This is a genomic window from Nocardioides sp. (assembly GCF_036374615.1).
Lineage (GTDB): Bacteria > Actinomycetota > Actinomycetes > Propionibacteriales > Nocardioidaceae > Nocardioides.
This window is the reverse complement of the sequence record NZ_DASUTK010000188.1, coordinates 17116-40615: the sequence shown is the minus strand read 5'-3', so window position 1 is coordinate 40615 and position 23500 is coordinate 17116. Positions and strand designations below refer to the sequence as shown.

23 protein-coding genes and 1 tRNA gene are annotated in these 23500 nt (G+C 72.5%); 5 read left to right on the top strand and 19 right to left on the bottom strand.

Annotation, left to right across the window (positions count from 1 at the left end; translation table 11 throughout):
- Together VFZ39_RS14665 and VFZ39_RS14660 are read right to left on the bottom strand one after the other, a co-directional pair.
- Positions 1-522: a hypothetical protein gene (locus VFZ39_RS14665; protein WP_330866517.1), complete on the bottom strand. Its 522-nt coding sequence runs from the start codon at positions 520-522 to the stop codon at positions 1-3.
- Positions 523-551: 29 nt separating this feature from the next.
- The gene (locus VFZ39_RS14660; RefSeq protein WP_330866516.1) at positions 552-1436 is read right to left on the bottom strand and encodes a LysR family transcriptional regulator; all 885 of its coding nucleotides are present in this window, start codon (positions 1434-1436) and stop codon (positions 552-554) included.
- A gap of 117 nt (positions 1437-1553) precedes the next feature.
- Between VFZ39_RS14660 and VFZ39_RS14655 the strand changes: the two genes are divergently transcribed.
- Both VFZ39_RS14655 and VFZ39_RS14650 read left to right on the top strand, forming a co-directional pair.
- Complete coding sequence (locus tag VFZ39_RS14655; RefSeq protein ID WP_330866515.1) at positions 1554-2177, top strand: dihydrofolate reductase family protein; 624 nt, start codon at positions 1554-1556, stop codon at positions 2175-2177.
- 5 nt (positions 2178-2182) lie between these two features.
- On the top strand, positions 2183-2812 hold the full coding sequence (locus VFZ39_RS14650) for a LysE family translocator (protein WP_330866514.1): 630 nt from the start codon (positions 2183-2185) through the stop codon (positions 2810-2812).
- A gap of 14 nt (positions 2813-2826) precedes the next feature.
- On the opposite strand, the gene VFZ39_RS14645 is transcribed toward VFZ39_RS14650, so the two are convergent.
- Both VFZ39_RS14645 and VFZ39_RS14640 read right to left on the bottom strand, forming a co-directional pair.
- Positions 2827-2899, bottom strand: a tRNA-Thr gene (locus VFZ39_RS14645).
- Positions 2900-3016: 117 nt separating this feature from the next.
- Entirely contained in the window at positions 3017-3199 is a 183-nt protein-coding gene (locus tag VFZ39_RS14640; RefSeq protein ID WP_330866513.1) for a hypothetical protein, read from the bottom strand.
- Positions 3200-3300: 101 nt separating this feature from the next.
- On the opposite strand from VFZ39_RS14640, the gene VFZ39_RS14635 reads away from it, so the two are divergent.
- The gene (locus VFZ39_RS14635; RefSeq protein ID WP_330866512.1) at positions 3301-4227 is read left to right on the top strand and encodes a LysR family transcriptional regulator; all 927 of its coding nucleotides are present in this window, start codon (positions 3301-3303) and stop codon (positions 4225-4227) included.
- A gap of 117 nt (positions 4228-4344) precedes the next feature.
- On the opposite strand, the gene VFZ39_RS14630 is transcribed toward VFZ39_RS14635, so the two are convergent.
- The 8 genes from VFZ39_RS14630 to VFZ39_RS14595 form a co-directional block, all read right to left on the bottom strand.
- Positions 4345-5880 (bottom strand): alpha/beta hydrolase, encoded by a 1536-nt coding sequence (locus VFZ39_RS14630; RefSeq protein WP_330866511.1) that lies wholly within the window; start codon positions 5878-5880, stop codon positions 4345-4347.
- Positions 5877-7043: a DNA polymerase III subunit delta' gene (locus VFZ39_RS14625; RefSeq protein WP_330866510.1), complete on the bottom strand. Its 1167-nt coding sequence runs from the start codon at positions 7041-7043 to the stop codon at positions 5877-5879. The genes VFZ39_RS14630 and VFZ39_RS14625 overlap by 4 nt, the downstream gene beginning before the upstream one ends.
- Positions 7040-7684: a dTMP kinase gene (gene tmk, locus VFZ39_RS14620; protein ID WP_330866509.1), complete on the bottom strand. Its 645-nt coding sequence runs from the start codon at positions 7682-7684 to the stop codon at positions 7040-7042. The genes VFZ39_RS14625 and tmk overlap by 4 nt, the downstream gene beginning before the upstream one ends.
- Positions 7685-7693: 9 nt before the next feature.
- Positions 7694-8599, bottom strand: coding sequence for an aldose epimerase family protein (locus tag VFZ39_RS14615; RefSeq protein WP_330866508.1), 906 nt, complete (start codon positions 8597-8599; stop codon positions 7694-7696).
- Positions 8596-11274 (bottom strand): type I DNA topoisomerase, encoded by a 2679-nt coding sequence (gene topA, locus VFZ39_RS14610; protein ID WP_330866507.1) that lies wholly within the window; start codon positions 11272-11274, stop codon positions 8596-8598. The genes VFZ39_RS14615 and topA overlap by 4 nt, the downstream gene beginning before the upstream one ends.
- A gap of 93 nt (positions 11275-11367) precedes the next feature.
- Entirely contained in the window at positions 11368-12846 is a 1479-nt protein-coding gene (locus tag VFZ39_RS14605; RefSeq protein ID WP_330866506.1) for a DUF7059 domain-containing protein, read from the bottom strand.
- 93 nt (positions 12847-12939) lie between these two features.
- Positions 12940-15360: a sodium-translocating pyrophosphatase gene (locus VFZ39_RS14600; protein WP_330866505.1), complete on the bottom strand. Its 2421-nt coding sequence runs from the start codon at positions 15358-15360 to the stop codon at positions 12940-12942.
- A gap of 135 nt (positions 15361-15495) precedes the next feature.
- Positions 15496-15834, bottom strand: a complete 339-nt coding sequence (locus VFZ39_RS14595; protein WP_330866504.1) for an anti-sigma factor antagonist — start codon at positions 15832-15834, stop codon at positions 15496-15498.
- Positions 15835-16014: 180 nt separating this feature from the next.
- On the opposite strand from VFZ39_RS14595, the gene VFZ39_RS14590 reads away from it, so the two are divergent.
- Together VFZ39_RS14590 and VFZ39_RS14585 are read left to right on the top strand one after the other, a co-directional pair.
- Positions 16015-18357 carry a DEAD/DEAH box helicase gene (locus tag VFZ39_RS14590; RefSeq protein ID WP_330866503.1) on the top strand — a complete coding sequence of 781 codons (2343 nt, stop codon included), beginning with the start codon at positions 16015-16017 and terminating at the stop codon, positions 18355-18357.
- A gap of 9 nt (positions 18358-18366) precedes the next feature.
- Positions 18367-18660: a hypothetical protein gene (locus tag VFZ39_RS14585; RefSeq protein WP_330866502.1), complete on the top strand. Its 294-nt coding sequence runs from the start codon at positions 18367-18369 to the stop codon at positions 18658-18660.
- Positions 18661-18673: 13 nt separating this feature from the next.
- On the opposite strand, the gene VFZ39_RS14580 is transcribed toward VFZ39_RS14585, so the two are convergent.
- The 7 genes from VFZ39_RS14580 to ssd form a co-directional block, all read right to left on the bottom strand.
- Complete coding sequence (locus tag VFZ39_RS14580; protein ID WP_330866501.1) at positions 18674-19057, bottom strand: Rv3654c family TadE-like protein; 384 nt, start codon at positions 19055-19057, stop codon at positions 18674-18676.
- The gene (locus tag VFZ39_RS14575) at positions 19054-19383 is read right to left on the bottom strand and encodes a TadE family type IV pilus minor pilin (protein WP_330866500.1); all 330 of its coding nucleotides are present in this window, start codon (positions 19381-19383) and stop codon (positions 19054-19056) included. The genes VFZ39_RS14580 and VFZ39_RS14575 overlap by 4 nt, the downstream gene beginning before the upstream one ends.
- A gap of 29 nt (positions 19384-19412) precedes the next feature.
- Entirely contained in the window at positions 19413-19601 is a 189-nt protein-coding gene (locus tag VFZ39_RS14570) for a DUF4244 domain-containing protein (protein WP_330866499.1), read from the bottom strand.
- Positions 19602-19743: 142 nt separating this feature from the next.
- Positions 19744-20463, bottom strand: coding sequence for a type II secretion system F family protein (locus VFZ39_RS14565; RefSeq protein WP_330866498.1), 720 nt, complete (start codon positions 20461-20463; stop codon positions 19744-19746).
- Between the two features lie 11 nt (positions 20464-20474).
- Positions 20475-21239: a type II secretion system F family protein gene (locus tag VFZ39_RS14560; RefSeq protein WP_330866497.1), complete on the bottom strand. Its 765-nt coding sequence runs from the start codon at positions 21237-21239 to the stop codon at positions 20475-20477.
- Positions 21236-22396 (bottom strand): TadA family conjugal transfer-associated ATPase, encoded by a 1161-nt coding sequence (locus tag VFZ39_RS14555; RefSeq protein ID WP_330866496.1) that lies wholly within the window; start codon positions 22394-22396, stop codon positions 21236-21238. The genes VFZ39_RS14560 and VFZ39_RS14555 overlap by 4 nt, the downstream gene beginning before the upstream one ends.
- Positions 22393-23439, bottom strand: a complete 1047-nt coding sequence (gene ssd, locus VFZ39_RS14550; protein WP_330866495.1) for a septum site-determining protein Ssd — start codon at positions 23437-23439, stop codon at positions 22393-22395. The genes VFZ39_RS14555 and ssd overlap by 4 nt, the downstream gene beginning before the upstream one ends.
- Between the last annotated feature and the right edge of the window lie 61 nt (positions 23440-23500).

Below are 23500 nucleotides of genomic sequence, written 5' to 3'. Positions count from 1 at the left end.
TCAGGCGCGGATCTGGACCGCCTCGAACAGCTGGGCCAGCGGCAGCGGGACGCGGCCGCCGTCGATCGCCTGCGCCAGGCTCCGCGCGAACACCGCCTTGCGCCCTGACTTGGTGCCCGCGAACCGCTGCAGCTGGTCGACGAGCTCCCGCCCGCGCCACTCCGGCTGGTCCTGGAACGTGCGGAACCTGCGCAGCTCACCCAGCTCGTCCAGCAGGTCCACGACCTGCTCCGGCCCGACCGCCCGGATCAGCTCGTCCTCCAGGTCCCGGTCACAGACGAACACCCCCGCCAGCCCGTCAGCGCGCTCGAGGTAGCGCCGCTCGCCCGCGTCGCAGACGCCGAGCACGATCGCCTCGGGACGCTGCGCGGCCAGCACGCCCAGGTGGTGCCGGATGTTCGTGACGCCGCCCATCGCGACCAGCTCGAGCCGGTCGCGCACGCCCTGCGCCTGCGCGAGCACCTCCAGCGCGGCGACGTCGCTGTGACCCTCGACGAGGACGACGACGGGCGGGTCGTTCATGACGCCCAAGCGTGCCACGGCGGTGGGGGTCACGCGCTGTCGTTTCCGGAGGTCGGTGCCGCTGCGGCGAGAGCGGACAGCACGGCGGCGACGGCCGGCGGGTCGGGTGGCTCGCCGTACGTCGCGGCGTAGATCTGGCGTTCGCATCCGACGAGCTCGGTGGTGTGGACGCCGGGATGGCGATGGGCCTGCAGGGCGAGGCCGGGCAGGGTGGCGACGCCGACGCCGGCGGCCACCATGGCCTGCACCACGACTATGTCATCGCTGAGCGAGCCGATGTCGGGCGCGAAGCCGTCGCGGCGGCAGATGGCGAAGAGCTCCTGCTGGCAGTGGTCGCACCCACCGATCCACGCGGACCGCCGGTGGTCGGCCAAGGACTCACCGGGTCGCTGGGTGACGAGGTAGACGGGCTCCTCGACGAGATCGAGGGTGCGGACGTCCTCGTGCTGGTCCGTCGCGTCGACGTGCCGGAAGGCGAGCGCGACATCGATCTCGCCGTGTCGCAGCATCTGCAGTGCCTCGACCGGGTGGCAGTCGACCAGGCCCAGCTCGATGCCGGGGTGCGCGCTGTCGAGCGCGTCGGCGGCGCGCAGAACCAGGGTGCTCAGGACCGACGCGTTCGCGGCGACGCGCACCCGCCCAGACTGCAGGCCCACCTGCGCGGCGAGCTCGTTGGCGGCGGCATCGACCCGGCCGACGATCTCGGCGGCCCGGTGAGCCAACAGCTGGCCCTCGGGCGTGAGCCGGATCCCGCGACCCACCCGCTGGACGAGCTTCGCCCCGGTCGCCGCTTCGAGCCGGGACAGGTGGTGGCTCACCGAGGGCTGGGAGTAGTGAAGCGCGCGGGCCGCCTCGGTCACCGAGCCGTGCTGGGCGACGGCGTGCAGCACCTTGAGATGTGTGAGGTTGAGCATTGATCAACTTTATCAATGCGACCTGTCACGACTTGGCATTAGACGTCATGTCAGAACCGCTCCATGCTGGAAGCAGTCCAGAAATCACACCCGGAAACTGACCCAGCAGGAGCAGCAATGTCCGAGAACACAGGCAAGGTGGTCTGCGGCATCACGATCTCCGCCGACGGCTACGTCGCGGGTCCGAACCAGACCGAGGAACGACCCTTCGGTGACGACCGAGGCGACGGCTGGGGCGACCGGCTCCACGCGTGGTACTCCGAGGCCGCCGAGGAGAACGAAGCCGAGATCGCGGAGATGATCGCGGCCAGCGCCTTCATCATGGGCCGCAACATGTTCGGCCCGGTCCGGGGAGAGTGGGATCGGGAGTGGAACGGCTGGTGGGGCGACGACCCGCCGTACCACGCGCCGGTCTTCGTGCTCACCCACCACCCGCGCGCCCCGCAACCGATGGAGGGCGGCACCACCTACCACTTCGTCACCGACGGGATCGAGTCGGCACTCGCGCAGGCCCAGGCGGCCGCCGGTGACGGCGACGTCGCGATCATCGGCGGCGCGAACACGGTCAACCAGTACCTCGCCGCCGGTCTGATCGACGAGCTCCGGCTGCACATCTCGCCGCTGACACTGGGCGCCGGTGCGCGGCTGTTCGAGGGCGTCCCTCCCCTGGGCCTCGAGCAGGTGCGGGCGCGCGCAGCGAGCACGGTCACCCACGTGACCTACCGCTTGGTCAAGGGCTGAGAGCCATGCCGACGTCCGGACAGTGGGCCGCCTTCCTCATCGCGTCCTTCCTCTTCATCCAGGTCCCGGGCCCGAGCCTCCTCTTCATGCTCGGACGGGCTCTCACAGTGACCCTGCGCGAGGCGCTGCTCTCGGTGGTCGGCAACGCGACCGGGCTCGCCGTGCAGGCGATGCTGGTCGCGGTCGGCCTCGGCGCCGTCGTGGCGACCAGCGCCACGGCCTACACGGTCGTCAAGGTGGTGGGGGCGGCGTACGTCGTGTGGCTGGGCGTCCAGGCGATCCGTCACCGCGGGGACGCGAGGCTCGCGCTGCTCTCGGGTGAGCGCCCTCCCGAGCGTGCTCGCGCGGCCGTGGCGACCGGCTTCGTCGTCGGGGTCACGAACCCGAAGACCGTTCTCTTCTTCGTGGCGTTCCTGCCGCAGTTCACCTCACCCTCGGCGCCGACTGCGCCACAGATCGTCCTGCTGGGACTGGTGTTCGCGCTGATGGAGCTCGTCTCCGACAGCGTGTGGGCAGCGCTCGCCGGCCGAGCTCGGATGTGGATGGCCAGTCGACCCCGGCGCCTTGACACTGTGGGCGCCACGGGCGGCTTGATGATGATCGGTCTGGGCACCGCGATGGTGACGACGAACTGAGAAACCTAACGGGGAGCCGCCTGTCGGAATCGAACCGACGACCTATTCATTACGAGTGAATCGCTCTACCGACTGAGCTAAGGCGGCGCGCTGCCCGGGGCTCGCCCGGGCAACCCGGGTGAGTATACGGAGCGTGGCAGCGCGCCGCGAAACCAGCGATGACCCCGCCTTCACCTCTCCGGCGAGGCGACCAGGCACGTCGCCTCAGGCGGCGTGCGAGACGAGCGGGCGGCGCCGGGCGGTGCGGCCGGTCACCATCGTCTGCTCCGCACCGCACCAGCAGCGGAAGCTGACGATCATCCCGTGATCGGTGTTGACGATCCCGTCGACCTGGCCGGAGAGCACGAGCTGTCGGCGGTCGCAGGCAGTGCAGTGGTGGGCGAACACGGTTCCTCCTCGTGGTCCTGTCCTGGCTGGTCCTCCCATGGTGGGCTCCTGCGGCCCATAGAGGTAGCCTCACTTTCCAGCAGGACCTCAAGGAGATGCCTATGTTTTCACTGCATCAGCTGCGCTGCTTCCTCGCGACGTACGAGCACGGCTCGCTGACCGCCGCCGCGGAGGAGCTGGGATACGCGCAACCCTCGATCTCCGAGCAGATCCGGTCGCTCGAGAAGTCGTGTGGCGCGCAGCTGTTCCGTCGCGTCGGCCGTGGGGTGGTGCCGACGACGGTCGCGGACACGCTGCGTCCGCACGCCGAGCGGACCCTGGCCGCGGCGGAGGACGCACGGCGGGCGATGCGGCAGGTGACGGCGCTCGAGACCGGCACGATCCGTTTCGGCATGTTCGGCACCGCCCGGCTGTACGCCGGCGCCGAGCTGGTCGCAGACGTCCTGCGACAGCACCCGGGCCTGCGGGTCGAGCTGATCGGTCAGAACTCCAACGAGGTCCAGGACGAGCTGCGTCGGGGCCGCCTGGAGGCGGCGATGATCGCCGTGCCCACCGTCAACAGCGAGGGGATGACCGTGATCCCGGTGGCGCGGGACGAGCTCATGTACGTCAGCCTCGACCCGGACCGGGTCTCCTCCCCCGTCACGCCGCAGCGGCTGGCGCGCGCCGCGCTGGTGATGCCCGAGACGACCTGGCGGGCCGAGGACTCGACCCGGATCATCCTGCGCCAGCTGCTCCACGAGGCCGGCCACAACCCGCAGACGCGGATCGAGGTCGAGGACGTCGAGACGGCCGTCGAGCTGGTCGGGATGGGGCTCGCCGACACCGTGATCCCCCGAGGTGCCGCCGAGCAGCTGATCCCCCGCCTGGCCCCGGGCGCCGGGATGGTGTCGCTGCGGCCGCGCCAGTTCGACATGTTCGCCGTGGTGCACCGGGCCGGCGGCACCCTCTCCCCTGCCGCCCGGCTGATGATCGAGCTGGCTACCAAGCGGATCCAGTCGGTCGCCGAGCCGATCCCTACCCGCTGACCACGTCGCCGTACTGCCCGGTCAGCGAGTTCGACGCGCGCACAACTGCCGGGTCAGCGGGTTTGAAGTGCACACAAGTGCCGGGTCAGCGGGTTTGAAGTGCACACAACTGCCGGGTCAGCAGGTAAGGCCCTCGGTGGGGACGGTGCCTTCGAGGAGGAAGCTCTCGACCGCGTCGTCGACGCAGTCGTTGCCGGCGTGGTAACCGGTGTGGCCATCGCCGTCGCGGGTCACCAGGACGGCGGAGTCGAGCTGGTCGGCCAGCGCCTGCGCCCACTCGTACGGCGTGGCCGGGTCGCGGGTCGTCCCGATCACCACGATCGGGGCGGCCCCGGAGCCGTCGATCTCGATCGGGTCCTCGGTGGACTCGGCCACCTGGCCCGCACAGGTGATCAGGCTCCAGGCGAAGACGTCACCGAACGTCGGCGAGGCCTTGCGGAACGCCGGCAGCTCGTCGGCGACCGCGCGCGGCGGGATCGCGGTGGGATCGTCGAGGCAGTTGATGGCGAGATTCGCCTCGGAGCTGTTGTCGGTGAAGCCACCGGCCGGGTCGCGCGAGGTGTAGAGGTCGGCGAGGGCCTGTAGCGCTCCGCCGTTGCCGTCGAACGCGCGCCGCAGCGCGACGCTGAGGATCGGCCAGTACTCGCGCACGTAGAGCGGCGTCACGATGCCGTAGAACGAGGTCCCGACCGTTACCTGTCGACCGTCGCCGGCGGCAAGCGGTTCGGCGTCGACCTGCTCGAGGTACTCGGTGATCCGCCCGAGGCCCTCGTCGACGGAGTCGCCGAGGAAGCAGGAGTCCACCGTGTCGACGCAGTTCTCGACGTACGCGCGCAGCGCGGTCTCGAAGCCACGCGCCTGGCCCAGGTTCGCCTCGCGCGCGGTCGCCGACACGTCGACCGCTCCGTCGAGCACGAACCGGCCCACCCGCTCGGGGAAGAGCTCGGCGTACGTCGCACCGAGCGAGGTGCCGTAGGACGCGCCGAAGTAGTCGAGCTCCGCCCGACCGAGCGCGGAGCGGAGCACGTCCATGTCGCGAGCGGTCTCGATGGTGGAGACGTGAGCCGCGAGATCGGCGTCGTCGGCGACGCAGCCGCGGCCGAAGTCGACCGCACTCCGCACCAGGGCCTGCCGCTCGGCCGCGTCGTCGGGACTGGGGTCGAGGGCGATGCGGGCGTCGAGCTCGTCGTCGCTCAGGCAGTCGACCGGCACGCTGTCGCCGGTCCCGCGCGGGTCGAAGCCGACCACGTCGAGGTGCTCGAGCAGCGGCTGTCCGAATGCGGCGCCCGCGGCCGCGGCGTACTCGGTGCCGGGTGCTCCGGGCCCGCCGGGGTTCACCACCAGGGCTCCGAGCCGCTCGGCCCGGGCGGGCACCCGCAGCAGAGCGAGCTCGATGGTGCGGCCCTCTGGTCGGTCGTAGTCGAGCGGCACCGTCAGCCGCGCGCACTCCTCGTCACCGCACGGCTGCCAGTCGAGCTGCTGCCCGTAGAACGCCGCCAACCGCGCTGACGGCGGCTGCTCGGACCCTGCCTCCGGCGGAGCAGGTGGGTAGGTGCGCTCGGGATCGTCCCGCTGGCCGCCGAGCAGTCCGGCAGCGACCAGGCCGGCACCCAGCAGCGCGAGGACCACGACCGCGACGAGGATCCGCCTCACCGCCGCGCCCCGTCGGGCAGCTTCAACGCCACCATCATCGACTCCAGCGCGAGCGCCACGGGCACGTTGAACTCGAGCATCTGCTCGCGGGCCTCGAAGATCCAGCCCAGCCGACGGAGGTTGAGCTCGGCGCTCGAACCGGCGGCGAGTCGCTCGATCTCGGCGCGGCGCTCCTCGTTGATCAGCTCACCGGGGGCACCCGCGGCGACCGCGATCGCGTCGCGGTAGACCGAGGCGAGGTCCATCAGGCCGCGGTCGACGACATCGAGGTGTCGGCGCTTGGCGCGTGTCTTCTGCGACCGCTCCAGCGCGGCGAGGGCCGGGCCGTACTCCCGTGGGCGGCGGCCCCGCTCGACGACGCCGTACGCCTCCGCGAGGTCCTGCCGCTCGCGGGTGTCGAGGTCGCCGGTGATCTCGTCGGCCTCCGCCTTGGTCTCGTCGGCGAGCGTGGACGCTGCCTGCAAGCAGGCTCCGAGCGAGGTCAGGGTCGCCGGGATCGCGGTCACGCGGTCGCGGCGGTCGCGGACCACGTCGTCGCGGGCCAGCGCCCGGGCCCGTCCGATGTGGCCCTGGCTGGCCCTGGCGGCGTACGACGCCCGCTCGGCCGACGCGCCCTCGGTGCGGACCAGGAACTCGGCGACGTCGGCGGCGGGGGGCGTGGTCAGGGACACCAACCTGGACCGGGAGCGGATCGTCGGGAGCACGTCCTCGATCGTGGGGGCGCACAGGACCCAGACGGTCCGGTCCGTGGGCTCCTCGATCGCCTTGAGGAGCGCGTTGCACGCCTGCTCGGTGAGCCGGTCGGCGTCCTCGACGATCATGACCTGCCAGCGCCGCCCGACCGGCGCCAGCGCGGAGCGCCGCACCAGGTCGCGGACCTCGTCGACGCCGATCGACAGCTTCTCGGTGCGCACCACGGTGACGTCGGCGTGAGTACCCTTCAGCACCGTGTGACAGGCGTGGCAGGCGCCGCACCCGCCGTCCTCGCACTGGAGCCCGGCCGCAAAGGCGACCGCCGCGTTCGACCGCCCGGAGCCGGGCGGTCCGGTAAACAACCAGGCGTGGGTCATGCCGCGGCCCCCGACGGCCGCCTGCAGCGACTCCGCGACCCGGTTCTGGCCGACCAGGCCCTCCCAGACCGTCCGGGACTCGGTGATCGTCATCGCGCCGCCTTGGTGAGCAGCGGTCGGACCCGTTCGCGCACCGCGGCCGCGATCTCGTCGACCGGGGAGCGCGCGTCGAGCACGAGGTAGTGGTCGGGGTCGGCGGCGGCGAGGTCGAGGAACGCCTGGCGGGCTCGGCGGTGGAACTCGAGCGGCTCGGCCTCGATCCTGTCGCGTCCCTCGAACCGGCCGAACCCGTCGGCGGGATCGACGTCGAGCACGATCGTGAGGTCGGGCCGCAGATCCGCCGTCGCCCAGCGCTGGACGGCGGTCACGTCGGCGAGGTCGAGCACGCGGCCGGCACCCTGATAGGCGAGCGAGGTGTCGACGTACCGGTCGGTGATGACGACCTCACCCCGGTCGAGCGCGGGCCGCACCAGGGTGTCGACGTGCTCGGCCTTGTCGGCGGCGTAGAGGAGCGCCTCGGTCCGCGGCGACAGCGCGCCGGTGGCGGGGTCGAGGACGATCGCCCGCAGCTGCTTGCCGACCGGCGTGTCCCCAGGCTCGAACGTGAGCCGCACGGCGTAGCCCTCGTCGGTCAGCCACGCGGCCAGCGCCTGCGCCTGGGTCGACTTGCCGGCGCCCTCGCCACCCTCGAAGCAGACGAAGACCCCGGTCTCGCTGAAGGTCCCGTCGGTCACGGGTTCACCCTACGGGCGGGTGGTGACGGGGCGGACGGTGATCTCCGAGCGCCACCGGTACTGCTCGCCGGGGCGCAGGACGACCGAGGGCCACTCGGGATGATGGACCGCGTCCGGCAGGCCCTGCGGCTCGAGCGCGATCCCGGACACCTCACCGCCCCCGGCGTACACCTGCAGTCCCGGCTGGTCCGTCGCGAGCGTGACGGAGAGCCCGCCCCCGGTCAGCTCGGCGACCTCGCGGAACCCGGTGCCGTCGAGGAGCCAACAGTGGTCGAAGGCGGGGTCGACCCGTGCTGGCTCGCGCAGGTCGTAGGCCGAGCCGGCCACCGATGCGATGTCGGTCGGGACGCCGGTGGCGTCGACGGGGAGGTACGACGACGCGACCACTCGCAACCGGTGGTCGGCCACCGACTCGGTCAACGAGAAGTACGGATGGCTGGCCAGGCTGAGGGCCGTGGGCGCGTCCGTCTCGGCGTCGTACGACGTGCGCAGCACCGGTCCGTCCACCTCGAACGTGGCGCGCACCCGGACCGTCCCGGGGAAGCCCTGGTCGCCGTCGGGGCTGACCAGCGCGAGGGCCACCCGACGAGCTGCGTGCTCGACGACGTCCCAGGTCCTGCGGTCGAACCCGTCGGGCCCGCCGTGCAGGGTGTTCCCGAGGTCGTTGGTCGCCAGTGGATACCGCCGCCCGTCGAGCGGCAGGTCGCCGCCGGCGATCCGGTTCGCGACCCGGCCCACGGTGCAGCCCTGGTAGGTCGACGACGCGAGGTACTCCTGGTCGGAGGCGATGCCTCGGGTGACCTCGCGTACGCCTGCGCGGGGGGCCAGCAGCTGGATCGAGGTGATCCGAGCTCCGAGCGGAGCGACCTCGACGACGAGTCCGTCACCGCCGCCGATCCGCAGCGGCCCGGTCACTTCTTCGCGGTCTTCTTGGCCGTCTTCTTGGCCGGGCTCTTCTTCGTCGTCTTCTTCGCCCCGCGCTTGGCGGTCTTCTTCGCCGGCCCCTTCGCGCGCCGCTCGGCGAGCAGCTCGGCCGCCCGCTCCAGCGTGATCGACTCGACGGAGTCGGCCTGGCGCAGCGTCGCGTTGTACTCGCCGTCCGTGACGTACTCGCCGAACCGACCCGACTTCACGACCACCGGCTGGCCGGAGACCGGGTCGTTGCCGAGCTCCTTGAGCGGGGCCGTGGCCGCACCACGTCCGCGCTGCTTGGGCTGGGCGTAGATCGCCAGCGCCTCCTCCAGCGTGACGGTGAGGAGCTGCTCCTCGGACTCCAGCGAGCGCGAGTCCGTGCCCTTCTTCAGGTAGGGGCCGTAGCGCCCGTTCTGGGCGGTGATCTCCTCGCCGGACTCCGGGTCGGTGCCGACCACCCGTGGCAGGGAGAGCAGCTTCACGGCGTCCTCGAGCGTCACGGTGTCGAGGCTCATCGACTTGAAGAGCGAGCTCGTGCGCGGCTTGTCCTTCTTCGGGGCGTCCTCGGGCAGCTGCTCGGTGACGTACGGGCCGTAGCGGCCGTTCTTGGCCACGACGCGGAGCCCGGTCTCGGGGTGCTCGCCGAGCTCGATCTCCTCCCCCGCGGGGTTTTCGAACAGCTCGCGCGCCTTGCTCACGGTCAGCTCGTCGGGCGGCAGGTCGTCAGGCACGTTGGCCCGCTTCCCGGCGAACGGCCCGTCGTCGTCGCCCTCGAGGTAGGGCCCGTACCGGCCGACCCGCAGCTTCACGCCGTCCTCTGGCGCGCCGATCCGGAACGTCGCGAGCTCGCGGGCGTCGATCTCGCCGAGCTCGCTGACCAGCGTCTTGAGCCCTTCGACGTCGCCGGACCCGAAGTAGAACTCCGCCAGCTCGCTGTTGCGGTCGCGCCGGCCGCCCGCGATGTCGTCGAGCACGTCCTCCATCCGAGCGGTGAACTCGTAGGAGATCTGCCGCGGGAAGTGCTCGACCAGCAGCCGCGTCACCGAGAACGCCAGCCACGCCGGGACCAGCGCGCTGCCCTTCTTGTAGACGTACCCGCGGTTGAGGATGGTGCCGATGATCGACGCGTACGTCGACGGCCGACCGATCTCGCGCTCCTCGAGCTCCTTGATCAGGGTCGCCTCGGTGTAACGCGGCGGCGGCTTGGTGTCGTGACCGTTGGCGCTCACCGACGCGGCGCTGACGCGGTCGCCCTCGTCGAGGTTCGGCAACCGGGTCTCGGCGTCGTCCTTCTGGCCGCCCTCGTCCGTCCCCTCGACGTAGGCCTTGAGGAAGCCGTGGAACGTGATGACCCGACCGCTGGCGGTGAACACCACGTCCTCGCCGCTGGCGGCCGCCCCGCCGACCCGGATCGTGACCGACTGGCCGACGGCGTCCTTCATCTGTGAGGCGACGGTGCGCATCCAGATCAGCTCGTACAGCCGGAACTGGTCGCCGGTGAGCCCGGTCTGGGCGGGCGTACGGAACGAGTCACCCGCCGGCCGGATCGCCTCGTGCGCCTCCTGCGCGTTCTTGACCTTGCTGGCGTAGACCCGCGGCTGGTCGGGGAGGTAGTCGGCGCCGTACAGCTCGCGCACCTGCGAGCGGGCCGCGCCGACGGCGGCGCCGGAGAGGGTCGTCGAGTCGGTCCGCATGTAGGTGATGAAGCCGTTCTCGTACAGCCGCTGCGCGACCGACATCGTCACCGAGGCGCTCATCCCGAGCTTGCGGGACGCCTCCTGCTGCAGGGTCGTGGTGCGGAACGGCGCGTACGGCGAGCGGCGGTACGGCTTGGACTCGACCGACCGCACGTCATAGGTCGTGTCGCGCAGCCCGGCCGCCAGCGCCTCGGCGCGGCCGCGGTCGAGGTGCACGACTCCCGCGCGCACCGCCTTCTCCGTCAGCTCGCCGTCGGGTCCGAACTCAGCGCCACGGGCGACCCGCCGCTCGTCGATGCTGTGCAGGCGCGCGGGGAACATCCGCTGCTCGTGACCGGCGCCGGCGTCGAACGTGCCCTCGAGGTCCCAGTACGACGCGGACCGGAACGCCATCCGCTCCTTCTCACGGTCGACCACCAACCGGGTGGCGACCGACTGCACGCGCCCGGCCGAGAGACCCGACATGACCTTCTTCCACAGCACCGGCGACACTTCGTAGCCGTAGAGGCGGTCGAGGATCCGGCGTGCCTCCTGCGCCTCGACGAGGTCCATGTCGAGCTCGCGTGGGCTCTCCGCGGCGGCCAGGATCGCGGGCTTGGTGATCTCGTGGAACACCATCCGCTTGACCGGGATGCCCTTCGGCTTCAGCTCGTCGAGCAGGTGCCACGCGATCGCCTCGCCCTCGCGGTCCTCGTCGGTCGCGAGGTAGAGCTCGTCGGCGTCCTTCAGCAGGCTCTTCAGCTTCGAGATGTGCGCCTTCTTGTCCCGCGGCACGACGTAGTACGGCTCGAATCCGTGGTCGACGTCGACCGCGAGCCGGCCCCACGGCTGGTCCTTGATCTTGGCGGGCGTGTCGGCGGCGCTGGTCGGCAGGTCCCGGATGTGCCCGATCGAGGACTCGACGACGTAGCCCGAGCCGAGGTACTCCGCGATCTTGCGGGCCTTGGCGGGCGACTCGACGATCACCAGCTTGTGGGGCACAGGCGTGCTTCTCTCTTCGTTCCGGGGCGTGCTCGGCCGGCCAGACGGGCCGACGGCGGATCACGGTAGCGCGACTTGTCAATCCCCCCTCAATCACCCGGGGGCAGGGTCGAGGCGCAGGTAGCCCTCCGCGACGAGGGCGCGCACCTCTGGCAGGTACGCCGCTCGGACCTCGACCGGGTCGCGACCCACCAGCGTGGCCAGCGCCTCGAGCAGCCGACCCGTGGGCAGGTCACCGTCGGCTGCACCGACGAACCCGGCGAGCACCGTGTCGGCGGTGCGGGCGCGCCGCAGCCCGCGTTGCTGCCGCAGCACGATCGTCTGCGGGTCCGGCTCGCCCGGGCGGCCGTCGGTCTCCTGTCGCACGTCAGACGCCACAACGGGGTAGGCCGACAGCAGCGCCTGGTCGTCGAGCGCCTCGAGGGTCGCGACCGCCTCGCCCCACGCCGCCACCGCGGGCGCGATCGGCTGTTCCACGGCGTACGGGTGGTCGAGGAAGGTGTGCGGTCCCGGGGCGTTCCTCACGTTGATCCAACCGAACCCGACACCTTCGATCCGCTGTTCCTCGAACCAGCCCGACCACGCGTCGTAGCGCGCCAGGTAGTCGGCGGCGCCGTGGAGCCCGGCGTCCTTGAGCCACAGCTCGACGTACGCCGCCGGGTCGAGCACCTCCCGCTGCACGGTCAAGGCGCTCGTGCCGTCGTCGAGCCAGCCGGCGAGCCGCTCGTCCCACGGTCGGTCACGCACGATCGCCCAGTTGGCCAGCACCTGGGCCCAGCCGCCCTCGGTCAGGTGCGTCGGAGCGGTCCGCACGATCTCTTCAACGACGCGGTCGCCCGGGAGCCCGCTGTCGCGGTAGGTGAGGACCTCGCCGCCGGGCGGGCTGATCACGAACGGCGGGTTGGTCGTGACCAGGTCGAACTGCTCGCCGGCGACCGGTTCGAAGAGCGAGCCGGCGCGGACGTCGATCGGGTCGGTCTCGTTGAGCACGGCGTTCAGCCGGGTCAGCCACAGAGCGCGGGCGTTGACGTCCGTGGCGACCACGTGACGGCTGTGGCGGGCGAGATGGAGGGCCTGGACGCCGCAGCCGGTGCCGAGATCCAAGGACCGGTCGACGTCGTGACGCAGCGTCAGCTGGGCGAGCGACGTCGACGCCGGACTGATGCCCAGCACGTGGTCGGCGCGGACGCGATGCGGGCTGCCGTCCAGGCCGGGCGTCAGGTCGCTGAGCACCCACAGGTCGCGGTCGTCGTCGGCGTACGGCCGGCAGTCGACGAGCGCCGTGACCTCACCTGCGCTGTGCTCGACCAGCCGCTCGGCGCGCAGGTCCTGCACGAGGTCGGGGAGGGCTGCGTCGGCCGCGGCCCGCGAGACTGCGGTCTGGAGCAGGAACAGCCGGACCAGGGTGGAGAGCGGCGATCCGTCCCGGGTACGCCGCCGGGCGGGTGTGGTCTCGTTGCGACCGAGCGCGGCGTGCGCCTCCGGGCCGATCTGGTCGACCACGGCGTCGTGGGTGTACCCGGCCCCGACCAGCGCGGCGCGCAGCCGGACGACCAAGTTCGGATCGGTCATCCGGCGATCCTCGCACCGGCGCCCGGACGCACCTCGACCCCGCCCGGGACCGGACGGGGTCGAGGTGCTGCTACCTGAAGGTGCGGATCGTGCCTAGCGCGACTCGGTCGGCTCGAACTGCTGGGTCGGGGCGGGCTCGTCCTCGGGCGTGACCGTGTCCGGAGCCTCCGCGGCCGGTGCCGGCGGTGCCGCCGGCGGCTCGGCGGGCGTGCCCGGGTCGTCGTCGCCGATGACCGCGCTCCGCCGCTTCGAGACGACGACCGCCGCCACGATGCCGGCAGCCGCCACGACCGCGATCACGATCGACAGCGGACGGTTGGCGTCCTCGCCGAGGGTCATGCTGACCACGGCGCCCACGACCAGCAGGGACACCAGGTTCATCACCTTGAGCAGCGGGTTGATGGCCGGACCGGCGGTGTCCTTGAACGGGTCACCGACCGTGTCGCCGATGATCGTGGCCTCGTGGGCCAACGAGCCCTTGCCGCCGTGGTGGCCGTCCTCGACCAGCTTCTTGGAGTTGTCCCACGCGCCACCGGAGTTCGCGAGGAACACTGCCATCAGAGTGCCGGAGCCGATCGCGCCGGCCAGGAACCCGGCCAGCGGGGCGACGCCCAGGCCGAAGCCCACGGCGATCGGCGACAGGATGGCGAGGATGCCGGGCGTGGCCAGCTCGCGCAGCGAGTCCTTGGTCACGATGTCGACGACCTTGCCGTACTCCGGACGGCCGGTGCCCTCCATGATCCCGGGGATCTCCCGGAACTGGCGGCGGACCTCCATGACGACTGCGCCGGCAGCCCGGCCGACGGCATTGATCGCAAGACCGGAGAACAGGAACACCACGGACACACCGAGCAGCACGCCCACGAGCACGGCCGGGTCGAACACGAAGAAGCCGAAGATGAACGAGGCGAACTCCTGCTGCTCGGGGCCGGCCTCCCGGACCGCCTCGATCGCGGTGCCGATGTAGGAGCCGAACAGCGCGCTGGCTGCGAGCACCGCGGTGGCGATGGCGATGCCCTTGGTGATCGCCTTCGTGGTGTTGCCGACCGCGTCGAGCTCGGTCAGGATCTGGGCCCCCTCGGGGCTGACGTCACCGGACATCTCGGCGATGCCCTGCGCGTTGTCGGAGACCGGACCGAACGTGTCCATCGCGACGATCACGCCGACGGTGGTCAGCAGACCGCAGCCGGCGAGCGCCACGGCGAACAACGCGATCGACAGCGAGCCGCCTCCGAGCAGGAACGCCCCGAACACCGCCGCGGCGATCACGACCGTCGTGTAGACGGCCGACTCGAATCCGACCGCGAGGCCGGACAGGATCACCGTGGCCGGACCGGTGAGCGACGTGCGCCCGACGTCCTTGACCGGGCGGTAGTCGGTGCCGGTGAAGTACCCGGTGAGCCCGAGGATGGCGGCGGCCAGCACCACGCCGATGACCACGGCCACGCCGGCGATCAGGGCCGGGTTGCCCTCGGGCGTGACCCCGATCAGCTGGTCCAGCGCGCTGTCCCCGGCACCGCTGAGCTCGGAGAAGTCGGTCGGCAGGTAGATGAACGCCAGCGCGAACGACGCGACGGCGCCGAAGGCGGCAGAGAGGTAGAAGGCCCGGTTGATGGTGACCAGGCCGTTCTCACCGGCGCGCGGCCGCATGAGGTAGACACCGGCCACGGCGCTGAGGGCGCCGATCGCCGGGACGAGCAGCGGGAACACGAGCCCGGCGTCGCCGAGGGCGATCGAGCCCAGGATCAGCGCGGCGACCAGCGTCACGGCGTACGACTCGAAGAGGTCCGCCGCCATGCCGGCGCAGTCACCGACGTTGTCACCGACGTTGTCGGCGATGGTCGCGGCGTTGCGCGGGTCGTCCTCCGGGATGTTCTGCTCGACCTTGCCGACCAGGTCCGCACCCACGTCGGCGGCCTTGGTGAAGATGCCACCGCCGACTCGCATGAACATCGCCAGCAGCGCGGCGCCGAAGCCGAAGCCCTCGAGCACCTCGGGTGCGTCGTCCTGGAACAGCAGCACCACGACGCTGGCGCCGAGCAGGCCGAGGCCCACCGTGGCCATGCCGACGAACGCTCCGGTGCGGAAGCCGATGCTCATCGCCGGGTCGCGACCCTGCGTCTCCGCGGCCGCAGCCACCCGCAGGTTCGCGCGCACTGCGAGCGACATGCCGAGGTAGCCGATCGCAGCGGAGAACGAGGCACCCAGCAGGAAGAAGACCGACCGGAAGACCCGGATCACCCAGTCGTCGGCGGGCAGCGCCAGCAGCAGGAAGAACGCGATCAGGGCGAAAACGCCCAGCGTCCTGAACTGCCGCTGCAGGTAGGCGTTCGCGCCCTCCTGCACCGCCTGGGCGATGTTCTTCATGTTGTCGGTGCCTTCACCGGCAGCAAGCACTTCCTGGCGGAACTTGTAGGCCATCGCGAGCGCGCCGAGCGAGATCGCGAGGACAATCAGGACCAGGACGAGGTTGCCACCGGAGACCTCCACGACAGCGGGAGTGATCCCGGTCATGTGATTCCTCCTGGGAGTGACTCAAGTCGCATGAACGTGCGGAGTCTACGCACGGCCTCCGGGCTCACCGCACGGGGGTGCGAGCCGGACCACGGCGGTGCCGGAGCGCCGTCCGGGGGGTGAGCCAGCGGGCAGTCAGCCGGCAGCGAGCGCCTCGTCGGCGGACTCGTGGATCATGAAGACCTTGGCCAGGCCGGTGATCCGGAAGATCTTGAGCAGCCGGTCCTGGTTGCAGACCAGCTGAAGCGAACCGTCGTGGGCGCGGACCTTCTTCAGGCCGCCGACCAGGACGCCGAGACCGGTGGAGTCGAGGAACTCGACCTCCTGCATGTCGACGACCAGGTGGTAGGAGCCGGAGCCGACGAGCTCGGTGATCTTGTCGCGCAGCTTGGGGGCCGTGTAGACGTCGATCTCCCCACCGACAGCGACAATGGTCTTCCCATCCGCCTCGCGCGTCGTCAGTGTCAGGTCCACGTCTGCTCTCCCCAAGATCCCGCCGTCCCGGGCTCGGTCGGCCCGGGTCACGGGCCCTTCGTTCCGTCTGCCGGCCCTATCAAAGCACGCCGACCCTATCCATGGGTGCATACGCTCGCTCAACACCTCGTCCACAGGGATCCGCGGCGACCTGACGGGACCCCCTGGGAGACTGCCCGAGTGACGGCGCCGGACCCCCAGCACGACTCGTGGGCCACCGCGCTGCTCGACGACCTCACGGTCGCCCGGGGCCGCGACGACCGGCTGACCCACCTCGAGCTGCTGCCGCCCCGGGAGGCCCGATCGTCGGAGTGGCCGGACTGGACGCCTGCGTCGGTGTGCAAGGCCTTCGTGGAGCGCGGCGTCGTTCGACCCTGGTCGCACCAGGTGGAAGCCGCAGAGGCGGCGTGGGCCGGGACGCACGTGGTCGTGTCGACCGGCACCGCCTCCGGGAAGTCCCTCGCGTTCCAGCTGCCGGCACTGGCGGGGGCACAGGCGGCGCGCGGCGACCGCGGCCAGCGCGGCGCCACCGTGCTGTACATCGCCCCGACCAAGGCACTGGCCCATGACCAGTGGGCATCGCTGCGTTCGCTGGGTCTCGACGTCCGGCTGTCGACCCACGACGGCGACAGCACGCGGGAGGAGCGGGACTGGACCCGCGACCACGCGGAGTACGTGCTCACCAACCCCGACATGCTGCACCGCTCGCTGCTGCCCGCCCACGCGCACTGGTCGCGCTTCTTCGCGAGCCTGCGCTACGTCGTGGTGGACGAGGCCCATCACTACCGCGGCATCTTCGGAGCCCACGTCAGTCAGGTGCTGCGACGCCTGCGACGGATCTGTGACCGGTACGGCGCGGATCCGACGTTCGTGCTCGCGTCGGCGACGATCTCCGAGCCGGCGGTGACCGCGAGCCGACTCACAGGCCTGCCGGTGCGCGCGGTGACCGATGACGGGTCGCCCCGCGGCCAGGTCGCGCTGGCGCTGTGGGAGCCGCCGTTCACGTCGTACCTCGGCGAGCATGGAGCCCCGGTACGCCGCGCCGCGACCTCGGAGGCAGCCGACCTCCTGACCGACCTGGTCGTGGCGGGCGTGCGCACGCTGGCGTTCGTCCGCTCGCGCCGCGGTGTGGAGCAGGTGGCGCTCACGTCTGCGGAGCTGTTGGCAGAGGTCGACGACTCGCTGCCGGCGAAGGTCGCCGCCTACCGCGGCGGTTACCTCCCCGAGGAGCGGCGCGAGCTCGAGGAGCGACTGCGGCGTGGTGACCTGATCGGGCTCGCCGCCACCAACGCGCTCGAGCTCGGCATCGACATCTCCGGACTCGACGCCGTGGTGATGGTCGGTTTCCCCGGCACCCGGGCGGCGCTGTGGCAGCAGCTGGGGCGCGCCGGCCGCGGCGCTCGCGACGCCCTCGGGGTGCTGGTGGCGCGCGACGACCCGCTCGATACCTACCTGGTCCATCACCCGGACGCGCTGATCGGGCAGCCGGTCGAAGGGAGCGTGTTCGACCCGGACAACCCGTACGTGCTCGGGCCTCACCTGTGCGCGGCTGCGCAGGAGCTGCCGCTGACCCCGGCCGACGACGCGCTGTTCGGGCCGACCACGGCCACGGTCCGCGACCAGCTCACCGAGGCCGGACTGCTCCGCCGCCGCCCGCGCGGCTGGTTCTGGACCGACCGCCGCCCGGCGTCGGAGCTGGCCGACATCCGGTCGGCCGGCGGTGCGCAGGTCCAGCTGCTCGAGGCCGGCACCGGTCGAGTCGTCGGAACGGTCGACGGTGCGCGCAGCCACGGGACGGCCCATCGCGGCGCGGTCTACCTCCATCGCGGCGAGACCTGGTTGGTGACCGACCTCGACCTCGACGACCGGGTCGCCCTGCTCGAGCGGAACGACCCGGGTTGGTCGACGTCGGCCCGGGAGATCACCTCCGTCTCCGTCCTCGACGAGCGCGAGCACATCCGGTGGGGACCGTGCCGGCTGTCGCTCGGTGATGTCGAGGTCACCCAGCAGGTCGTGTCGTACCTGAAACGGCGCCACCCCGGAGGTGAGGTCATCGGCGAGGAGCCGCTCGACCTTCCCGAGCGCACCTTGCGCACGGTGGCGGTCTGGTGGACGGTTCCCGACGACGTCGTGGAGGCCGCCGGACTCGCCCACGCCGACGTCCCCGGGGCGGCGCACGCGGCCGAGCACTGCTCGATCGGCCTGCTGCCTCTGGTCGCGACCTGCGATCGCTGGGACATCGGCGGTGTGTCGACCGCCCTGCACCCCGACACCGGCCAGCTCACCGTGTTCGTCCACGACGGCCACCCGGGCGGGGCCGGGTTCGCCGAGCGCGGCTACCGCGCCGCTGCCGAGTGGTTACGGGCGACCCGCGACACGATCGCGGACTGCACCTGCACGGAGGGCTGCCCCTCGTGCGTCCAGTCGCCCAAGTGCGGCAACCAGAACCACCCGCTCGACAAGGGCGGGGCCCGAACCCTGCTCGACGCTTTGCTCGCACACGCACCGGCCTCTCGCGAGTAGCCTGCGAGCATGGTGATCCTCGGAGTCGTGCTGATCGCGCTCGGTGCGGTGGTGATCGTCGCAGCGGTGTTCGACCTCCAGGGGTCGGCGGCGCTGCTCAGCATCGACCTCAGCGCCGTGACGGTCTTCCTGCTCGGCGTCGCCGCGGGGGTGGCCGTGCTCTGGGGCTTCGGCATCCTCAGGTTCGGGACGAAGCGCTCACTCCAGCGGCGTCGGGAGTCCAAGAAGCTCGAGGAGCTCTCCCAGAAGCTCGACCGCGTCGAGGCCGAGCGCAAGCACGACGAGCGGGACGAGAACCCCTGACGGGTTGCCGGTCTCAGCACGGGACACCCACGGAAGCACCGCACCTCTGACCCGGCCCGGCCCGCGCGTGACCGTCCAGGTCGGCGCCCAGCCCGAGCCAGCGCGGGCCCGTGACGCTCACTTCGACGACCAGGTCGGCGTCGACCAACCGGCAGGTCCGCAACGCTGCCTGGTTCGCGGTGGCGACGCGGCCGGCCTCGGTGCAGCCGTCGCCTCCACGCTGGACGTCACCGGCCCCCGCCAGTGCTGCGAGGTCGGCGGCGAGCTGCGCCCGTCGGTGAGCCACCACGGTCGCGGCCACCGTGCTGAGCCCGCACCCCACGAGCAGCAGCACGGCGGCGCACGCCACGATCACGACCGAGGCTGCTCCCCGCTCGGACCGGCGGTGGAACATCATGGCGCCTCCGCCGCTGCCACTGCCTCGGCGTGCAGACCGACCTCGGGCCAGGCGTCGAAGAGCCCGCCGGGCCCGGACACCCGGCGGTCGACGGTGACGCTCACGCGGCCGTCACCGTAGGACGCGGCCACGCGACTGCCGGGCCCGGCCACCTCCGCCGCGCGCGCGAAGGCGGACCCCTCGGCGTCTCCACGCGCGAGTGCGCGAGCGGCCTCGCGCGCCCCGTCGACCACACGCACCTGGGCGGCCCCGACCGCGAGCAACCACACCAGGCCGACGGTCACGGCCAGCAGGAGGGGCAGACCGAGAGCAAGCTCAGCAGTCACCGCCCCCCGCTCGGCGCGGACCCCTCGACTCATCCGAGGCCCAGCAGTCCGAGCACGTGGTCGAACAGGGTGCGAAGCAGCTTCTCGCCGAAGCCACCGCTCAGCAGCTTGTAGAGCAAGCCGGCCAGGCCCGCGCCGGCGGCTGTGCCCACCGCGTACTCCGCCGTGGTGATGCCTGCGTCACGGTGCCCGCCGGTCCGAACGATGTGGTGTCTCATGCCTGCCTCCTCGTGTGACGGCCGCCCCCTGCGGCCGTCTGCGTCGACTCTCGCGCGGACCGCCGACGTCGCGCGAGCGGTGGCGCGGATGCTGTGGAAGGCGGCTCTTGACGGCGACATGTGGACGGTGAGTGGCTCGGCGTCAGGGGCCCAGCCCATCGACCAGAGCGGCCACCAACGGGACGATCCCGAGCAGCAGGAAGCTCGGGAGCAGGCACACACCGAGCGGCACCGCCGCCCGCACCCCGACCGCGCGTGCCCGGTCCTCGACCTCGGCGCGGGCGGCCCCCGCCAGGTCGTCTGCCAGCCGCTCGACGACCGCCGCCACCGCGGCCCCGGTGCGTTCGGCCCGGGCAAGGGCGCGGCCGACCGCGCCCAGCTCGGTGTCGCCGGCCAGCGTCTCCCACACGCGTTCCGGAGGCACTCCGAGGGCGAGGCGGTCGGCGGCGACCAGGAGCCGGTCGGCGGCCGGACCCGGTAGCGCAGCAGCGGCCTGCCGGACGGCGGACGTCGTGGAGGCGCCGGCTCGCAGCGCCGTGGCGAGGAACAGGACGATCAGTGGCAGGTCTGCGCGCACCGCCGCGCGTTCGCGTCGCTGCTCGAGGGGCTCCGCTCCGGCGACGACGCGGTGCACGATCGCCGCCGCGCCGGCTCCGAGCACGACGCCGCCCCAGCCGGGCCACAGGAGCCAGCCCGCCACCAGGCACGAGGCGGGCCAGACCAGCCGCGCCCGTCGTACCCGCTCCGGCCGGGGTGACGCCGGAGGCTCGGATGCGGCCGCCAGGTCGCGGCGCGGGCGTTCGGGTGCGGGCGAGAACCACAGAGCGGTCCCAAGCCCGGCCAGCAGGGCAGGGGTCACCACCGCCCAGAGCATCAGCGCGTGACCTGAGCGGCGATCCGCTCGATCCACCACAGGCCGGCGAACCCCAGCGTGAGTCCGGCTGCCAGGCACGCCAGGCCCAACGGGCTGCCCAGCAGGAACTCGACCGCCGAACCGCCGCCGCCGTTGCCGAGCAGCAGCACCACGAGCGGGAGCCCCGCCACGAGGCGTGCCGTCGCGCGGGCCGAGGCGAGCTCGCTCTCGACGACCCGGCGCAGCGCCCGGTCGGCGCGGATGCCGGAGACGACCCGGTCGAGCGCCTCGGCCAGGCCCGCGCCGGTGCGGTGCGCCAGCACCCACGCGCCGGCGACCGCCCGCAGGTCACTCGCCCCCGGCTCGGCGGCCGCCCGGCGCAGCGCGAGTGGTACGTCACCCCCGAGCTCGGCCGCCTCGGCGACGGGGAGGAGGTGTGTCCAGGCCTCAGCGGCGCGACGCAAGGCGTGGCCCGGCGGCTGACCGGCTGCGAGCTCGGCCGACATCAGCTCGCACGCGTCGAGGACCTGGGACCCCGCCTCGGCGGCGGTACGGCGCCGCTCCCGAGCCCGCACCAGCGTCCGCGCCGCCATCAGCGCTGCGACCGCCACCGCGGCAACCGGGCCGACCACGACAGCGGCGAGGCCGGCGACCCCGGCCACAGAGACGACGGTCGGCGGCCAGCCCGGGGCGCGGCCCGCCCTCGAACCGGCGGCCACCACCGGCGGCGGCCTGATCACCAACCAGGCCGCAGCGCCGGCAAGAACCACGGCCACCGCTGTCACCGGGACAGCCGGCTGTCGAGGTCGGTCGCGCCGTCGCCGAGCACGACCTCGCCGTCGTCGTCGAACGTCACGGCCGCCAGCATCAGGACCAGTCCGTCGGCGCCTCGGCTCGGGACCGCGACCTCCCGCAACACACGGGTGCCGTCGCGGCGCCGCCCGAGCTGGACCACCGCGTCGAGCGCGGCGGCGAGCTGGCTGTGCGTCGCCTCCCGGCTCCAGCCGGCGGCCAGCGCGAGCGCCTCGACCCGGGCCGGGACGTCGGCCGCGGAGTTGGCGTGCAGGGTGCCGCAACCCCCGTCGTGACCGGTGTTGAACGCTGCCAGGAGGTCGGTGACCGAGGCGTCGCGCACCTCGCCGACCACGAGCCGGTCGGGTCGCATCCGCAGCGCCTGCCGCACCAGCGTGCGGACCGTGACCTCCCCGGCACCCTCGACATTCGGCGGTCGCGCCTCGAGCCCGACGACGTGCGGATGATCGGGCCGGAGCTCGCTCATGTCCTCGACCAGCACCATCCGCTCCCCCGGGTCGACCAGGGAGAGCAGGGCGGCGAGCAGCGTGGTCTTCCCGACGCCGGTGCCGCCGGTCACCAGGAAGGCGAGACGTCGCCGGACGATCGAACCGAGCAGCCGGGCGCCGTGCTCGGTGACGGTGCCCGCCGCGACCAGGTCGTCGAGCGACAGTGGTCGCCGGCTCGGGACGCGCAGCGACACGGTGGTTCCCGGGCGGGCCACCGGAGCGAGGACGGCGTGGCAGCGGGTGCCGTCGGCCAGCCGGGCGTCGACGAACGGGGTGGCGTCGTCGAGCCGGCGGCCGGCCGTCGCCGCGAGCCGCTGCGCCAGACGCCGGACCGCGTCGTCGTCGGGCAGCCGCAGGTCGACCCGCTCCAGCCCAGCGCCGCGGTCGACGAAGACCTGGTCCGGCCCGTTGACCAGGACGTCGGTGACCTCGGGCATCCGCAGCAGGGGCTCGAGCGGGCCGGCACCGACGACGTCGTGGCGCAACGCCTCGTGGACGGCGAGCACGGTGGCGTCACCGACCGGCCGACCCGCGGCCCGCAGCGCCGCTGCCACCCGGTGCGGCGTCAGCTCACCGGGTGTGCTGGCGAGTCGGTCACGGACCACCTCCACCAGGTCGGCCGGGGCAGCAGCCGCGGTCATGCGACGGCGGCCGAGGCACCCTCGCCCTGGGCCATGACCTGGCGGGCCGCGCGGGCCAGTGGCGACCGCCGGGTACGGACCGGACCGAGTCCGAGGTCGACGGACTCGGCGAGCCCGCGCTGGTCCCCCATCCGCGCGACGACGGGTGCCGGGACGACCCGAGCCACGTCGACGTCGTCGAGGCCCGACCCGCGCAGGACAAGGACCGCGCGTCCCTCCGGGAGGCCGGTCACGACCCGGCCTGCCGCGGCGAGCCCGAGGACCGTCGGGCGGGCGACCACCAGCATCAGGTCGCAGCGGGCGACGACCTCGTCGAGGAGCGGGTCACGGCTGCGCGGCAGGTCGATCACCACGGTCTCGTGGCCACGGCAGGCGGCGGACAGCACCTCGCGGACCGCGAACGGCTGGAGAGTGCCCCGGCGCCCGGCGTACCACGTGAGCACCCCCAGCCCGTCGCGCCGCGGCACGCTCTCCCGGAAGGACGCAGCACCGAGCCGCCCGGTCGTCTGGCACAGCTCGTCCCAGCGGACACCGGCCCGCTCCTCCATGCCGAGCACGCGGTCGAGCCCGGGGCCGAGCGGGTCCGCGTCGAGCACGACCGTCGGGCCGTCCACCGCCGCGACCTGTCCGAGCGCGGCGGCAAACGTCGTCGCCCCGGCGCCACCCGAGCCGCCGGTGACGCCGACGCACCAGGCGCGCCGCGGCCGCTCGTCGCCGAGGTCCGTCAGCTGCTCGACGACCCACTCCCCGGACTGGGGCAGGTCCGCAACGTTCTCGGCCCCGAGCGCGAGCGCGGTCGCCATCGCCTCGGACGGCAACCCGCCCCAGGAGACGACGTGCACGCCGTCACGCCGGACCGGTCGGAGGTCGGCCAGCTCTCGGGCGACGTCGACCCCGACCAGCACCAACGGTGCGGCCGACCAGCCAGCCAGCCCGCCGAGGCCGTCGGGCGCGACCACGGGTGTGACCCCGGCCGCGGCACCGAGCCGCAGCAGCTCGTCGAGCAGGTCGTCGTCGCGCGTGATGATGAGTGGTGCGTTCATGGCCCGGAGCCTTTCCCGCCCCGCCGTCGTCCGGAACCGTCGCCGCAGCCACCTGTGGAGG